This is a genomic window from Pseudogracilibacillus amylolyticus (SeqCode) (assembly GCF_051918545.1).
In the GTDB taxonomy this organism is placed as follows: Bacteria; Bacillota; Bacilli; order Bacillales; family Amphibacillaceae; genus Pseudogracilibacillus.
The window spans coordinates 1-5,687 of record NZ_JBPPZG010000233.1; the positions used below are offsets into that span (position 1 = coordinate 1).

The following is a 5,687-nucleotide window of genomic DNA, read 5'->3' on the forward strand; positions in this document are numbered from 1 at the left end:
GGCGCACTTACGAAAGAAATGGTTAAGAAAATGAATACAGATCCTATTATTTTTGCAATGGCAAATCCGGATCCTGAGATTTTACCAGATGATGCAAAAGAAGCAGGAGCTAAGATTATCGGAACAGGAAGATCGGATTTTCCTAACCAAGTAAATAATGTATTAGCTTTTCCAGGAATTTTTAGAGGAGCTTTGGATGTATGGGCAACACGAATAAATGAAAAAATGAAAATGGCAGCAGTTGAAGCAATTGCTTCACTTATTACAGACGATGAATTACATGAAGATTACGTTATTCCGGCACCGTTTGATTCAAGAGTTGCACCTGCAGTTGCTAAAAGTGTTGCGAAAGCAGCGATGGAAACTGGGGTGGCTCGTAGGGAAGTTGATCCAGAGGAAATCGCCGAAAAAACGAGAAAACTAAGTCTTTTAGAAGCTGATCCAATTAAAAATAATTAAATGCAGCGCATGTTAGAAAACTTAGCTTATCGCCAAGCGAAAGTCGTAGTTGCACTTATGCGAGTCAAGAAAGTTTTATACTTTTTTATCTGCCAAGAAAAACACATTACTGAAGATTTTTTATTAAAAATAGTAGAAATGTCTTTTCGATTACAGTATAGTAAGACTTGTGACCATAATGTAACATTATAGATTGGTATCAACCTGAATTTATAGAAGATGATTATATTTATATTATTTATTCATATGTTACATTATATTCACTTGTAGGAAGTAAATTTTAAAGGAGGGGTAGGCTTGCTGAAAAGGATTTTCACTAGGAATAAAAATAATACGACTATTCCTGACGAAAAGGCGAAGCAGGACGTACCTGCGGGATTAATGACGAAATGTGAAAATTGTTCCCAGATTTATTATCGTAAAGAAGTAGAAAAGAATTTAAACGTCTGTCCAAACTGTGACTTTCACCATCAACAAAATGCATGGGAAAGAATTAATAGTTTATTTGATGAAGGAACGTTTGTAGAATGGGATAAACACCTTAAATCAGAAAACCCGCTTAATTTCCCTGAGTATATTGAGAAAATCGAAAAAGATCGCAAGAAAACCGGTCTAAATGAAGCAGTAGTTACTGGTAAAGGATTGATTGGTGGACAGCCAACTGCCTTTAGTGTAATGGATGCTGGGTTTAGAATGGGAAGTATGGGATCCGTTGTCGGAGAAAAAATTGCCCGGGCAATTGAAAATGCGAGAGAATTAAACTTGCCATATATTATTTTTACCGCTTCAGGTGGAGCACGGATGCAAGAAGGTGTCCTTAGTCTTATGCAAATGGCGAAAACTTCTGTTGCGATTAAACGTTTTTCTGAGGCTGGAGGATTAATGGTCTCTGTCATGACCCATCCAACAACAGGTGGCGTTACTGCTAGTTTTGCATCCTTAGGGGACTATAATTTTGCCGAGCCGGGAGCATTAATTGGTTTTGCTGGTAGGCGTGTAATTGAACAAACTACACGAGAAAAACTGCCAAATGATTTTCAAACTGCCGAATTTTTATTTAAACATGGTCAGCTCGATCAAATTGTTCATCGTCACGAAATGAAAGATTTACTTACGACCTTATTAAAAATTCATGCTCCGGAAAATGCAAATTCAACAACATCCTCAAATCAGACATTTGTGTCGATAAAAGGAGGACAATCCGTATGAATCAGGTGCTAGAATTTGAAAAGCCGGTCGTAAATTTAAGGGGAAAAATAGAAGAGCTAAAAAAAATCTCAAAAGATAGTGAGATTGATTTAACAGAGGAAATAGAAACATTAGAAAAAAGACTAGCTATTCTGGAAGATGATATCTATTCCAATTTAAAACCGTGGAACCGTGTTCAAATTGCGAGACATCAGATGCGCCCAACTACGTTAGATTATATTCAATATTTATTTACTGACTTTATTGAATTCCACGGGGATCGTTATTATGGAGATGATGAAGCAATCGTTGCAGGTGTAGCTTTCTATCATGATAATCCAATAACGATTATTGGCCATCAGCGGGGAAAGAAAACGAAAGAAAATATTAGACGAAATTTCGGTATGCCACACCCTGAAGGATACAGAAAAGCTATTAGACATATGAAGCTTGCCGAAAAATTTAACCGACCAATTATTACTTTTATTGATACAAAAGGTGCAGAACCAGGTAAAGCTGCGGAAGAACGTGGTCAAAGTGAGGCAATAGCTTATAATTTAAAAGAAATGGCCGGACTCACTGTACCAATTGTTTGTATCGTTATAGGAGAAGGAGGAAGTGGGGGAGCTCTAGCACTTGGCGTGGGCAACCATATCCATATGTTAGAAAACTCTACTTATTCGGTTATTTCACCGGAAGGCGCAGCATCAATCCTATGGAAAGATGCAACTCTATCTCAAAAGGCGGCAGAATCAATGCGTATCACTTCTTATGATTTAAAGGAATTCGGAATCATTGATGAAATTATTCCTGAGCCTAAGGGTGGTGCTCATCGCGATGTGGAACTGCAAGCAAAAAATATTGATACGGTATTAAAGGAATCAATTGATATATTATCTAAATTATCTAAAGAACAGCTATTAGAAGACAGATGGGAAAAATATAAAAATATAGGTATTTACCATGGAGCTTAATAACTGGTTCGATTTTAACTGAGGTTGACATTCGTCAACCTCTTACTTATTTTATTGGAATAGTATGGTACGATTGAGCTAATAACATACTAGATTTGAGGGGAAGAGACAGAAATAAGATGAATAATCCGGCAAAAAAACAAAACAGTATATCTTAAAGTCATTTTTCCCCCAAAAATAATACATATTAATTTTTGGTTTATAAGAGGTGATTGTATGAAAAGAATTGGTGTACTTACAAGTGGCGGAGATGCTCCAGGAATGAATGCGGCTATACGAGCAGTAGTTAGAAAGGCTATTTTTCACGGAATGGAGATCTATGGAGTGTTTTATGGGTATCAAGGATTAATGAATGGAAATATTAAGAAGATGGAACTAGGTTCAGTTGGTGATATCATCCACCGAGGTGGTACTAGTTTATATTCCGCCAGATGCGATGAATTTAAAACAATAGATGGTCAAAAGAAAGCTATTGAAGAATTAAAAAAACATGATATTAACGGATTAGTTGTTATTGGTGGCGACGGAAGTTTACGAGGAGCTAAAAGTTTATCTGACTTAGGGTTACCATGTATTGGTGTTCCAGCTACAATTGATAACGATATTGCTGGTATTGATAGTACGATTGGATTTGATACAGCTCTAAACACAGTAATTGAAGCGATTGATAAGATCCGGGATACGGCAACTTCTCATGAGCGAACATTTGTGATCGAAGTAATGGGACGAAACGCAGGAGACCTTGCCATGTATGCAGGACTTGCAGCAGGTGCGGAGAGTATTATTATTCCGGAGCGAAAAGATGATTTTGAGTCAGTTGTTCATCGGTTAAAAAGAGGGCTTGAACGAGGAAAGAAACATAGTATCATCATTCTCGCCGAAGGGGTCGGGGAAGGTTTTCAATACGGAAAGAAAATTGAAGAAGCAACGTCATATGAAACACGTGTTACTGTGCTTGGACATATTCAACGAGGAGGATCTCCAACAGCACAAGATCGAGTTCTAGCAAGCAGATTAGGTGCAAAAGCGGTAGACTTAATAATTAATGGGGAAGCTGGGAAGATTGTTGGTTTGCAAAATAACCAATTGGTTGCACAGGATATCGACGAAGTATTAGCTAAAAAACATCAACTTAAAAAAGATGTATATCAATTATCACAAGAACTATCGATATAAAAAGTAAAATAAGGAGAATTTTAAATGAGGAAAACAAAAATTGTATGTACTATTGGTCCTGCTTCGGAATCACCCGAAACATTGAAAAAGCTAATTGAAAATGGGATGGATGTCGCAAGATTAAACTTTTCCCATGGGGACTATAATGAACACGAACAACGGATTAAAAATATTAGACAAGCTGCGAAAGAAACTGGGAAGACAATATCAATATTATTGGATACGCAAGGTCCAGAAATACGAACAAAAACTTTTCAAGGTGGCGAAGCAGTTCTTGAGCGGGGAAGTACCGTATACATAACGATGAAAGACATAGAAGGAACGGCTGAACGTTTTTCTGTGACATATAAAGGTCTAATTAATGATGTAAAAGTAGGTACAATTATTTCATTAGACGATGGATTAATTGAGTTAGAAGTGATTTCCATTGATCATGAAAGAGAAGAAATTCAAACAAAGGTTATTAATAGTGGAAAGATTAAAAACAAAAAAGGGGTAAATGTTCCAAACGTTCGTGTCAATTTACCATCGTTAACAGAAAAAGATAAAGCGGATATAAAATTTGGAGTTGAACAACAGGTTGATTTTATTGCAGCATCTTTTGTGAGAGACCATAATGATGTTATTTCCATGAAACAGTTGCTAGAAGAATACGATGCAGGTTACATACAGATCATTTCAAAGATTGAAAACCGTGAAGGCGTCAATGACTTTGATAAAATTTTGGAAGCAAGTTACGGTATCATGGTCGCTCGTGGAGATTTGGGTGTGGAAATACCACCTGAAGAAGTACCGCTTGTCCAAAAAGATTTAATTCATAAATGTAATTTAGCGGGAAAACCTGTTATAACTGCAACACAAATGCTTGATTCAATGCAGTGGGATCCGCGCCCAACAAGAGCGGAAGCGTCCGATGTAGCAAATGCAATACTTGATGGTACAGATGCAATTATGTTATCTGGTGAAACAGCTGCAGGAGATTTTCCGGTTGAATCAGTTAAAATGATGAATGTAATTGCTCTTAAAACAGAATCAGCACTTGATCATGAAATGGTATTGAAACATCGAATCAAATCTAGTTCTATGACAATTACGGATGCGATTAGTCAATCTGTAACGCATACCGCAAAAAATTTAGGCGTCAGTGCCATTATCACTCCAACCCAAAGTGGACATTCTGCACGAATGGTTGCAAAATATCGTCCCAAAGCACCAATTATTGCTGTTACTTTTTTTAAAAATGTCTTTCGTCAACTCACTTTAGTCTGGGGGGTATACCCTGTTTTAAGTGAAGAGATCAATGATACGGATGAATTATTGGATACAGCCGTAAATAAAGGGTTAGAAACTGGGTTATTTACAAGAGGTTGTAAAGTTATCATTACTGCCGGCGTACCGGTTGGAGTGAGTGGAACAACCAACTTAATGAAGGTTCATGTAATCGGAAATGTAATTGCAACAGGTCAAGGAATCGGACGCAACTATGTTTATGGTCAAACAGTCGTTACAAATGATGTTCAAGAAGCAAATGAAAGATTAAATAAAGGTGATATACTTGTTACTTCTGCAACGGATAAGGATATGATGCCAGCGATTAAAAGAGCTGGTGGATTAATTACAGAAGAAGGTGGATTAACTTCACATGCAGCTGTAGTAGGGCTTAGCTTAGGAATTCCAGTTATCGTAGGAGTAGAAAATGCATTAAATATTATTAAAGATGGTGAAGATATTACAATTGATGGAGGTACTGGGAATATCCACCAAGGACATGCGAGTGTGTTATAATGTAAATATAGTTAAAAGGAATTTAAATTGAAAGGTCGATACCTATGTATTGGTTCATTCTCATCTTTATCCTTCTACCAGCAATAGAAATTGGCATTTTTATTT

The 5,687-nt window shown here is 36.8% G+C and carries 4 protein-coding genes and 1 pseudogene; all 5 read left to right on the forward strand.

The window, feature by feature from the left end; genetic code table 11:
* A pseudogene (gene ystJ, locus ACPYKA_RS18145) lies at nucleotides 1–459 on the forward strand (NADP-dependent malic enzyme); the annotation flags it as partial.
* A gap of 297 nt (nucleotides 460–756) precedes the next feature.
* Entirely contained in the window at nucleotides 757–1,668 is a 912-nt protein-coding gene (gene accD / locus ACPYKA_RS18150; RefSeq protein ID WP_479543614.1) for an acetyl-CoA carboxylase, carboxyltransferase subunit beta, read from the forward strand.
* Nucleotides 1,665–2,621, forward strand: coding sequence for an acetyl-CoA carboxylase carboxyl transferase subunit alpha (accA, locus tag ACPYKA_RS18155; RefSeq protein WP_479543615.1), 957 nt, complete (start codon nucleotides 1,665–1,667; stop codon nucleotides 2,619–2,621). Before accD ends, accA begins: the two co-directional genes overlap by 4 nt.
* A gap of 216 nt (nucleotides 2,622–2,837) precedes the next feature.
* A complete protein-coding gene (gene pfkA, locus ACPYKA_RS18160) occupies nucleotides 2,838–3,797 on the forward strand; it encodes a 6-phosphofructokinase (RefSeq protein WP_479543616.1) in 960 nt (319 codons plus the stop codon).
* 24 nt (nucleotides 3,798–3,821) lie between these two features.
* On the forward strand, nucleotides 3,822–5,582 hold the full coding sequence (gene pyk, locus ACPYKA_RS18165) for a pyruvate kinase (RefSeq protein ID WP_479543617.1): 1,761 nt from the start codon (nucleotides 3,822–3,824) through the stop codon (nucleotides 5,580–5,582).
* The last annotated feature ends 105 nt before the right edge of the window (nucleotides 5,583–5,687 follow it).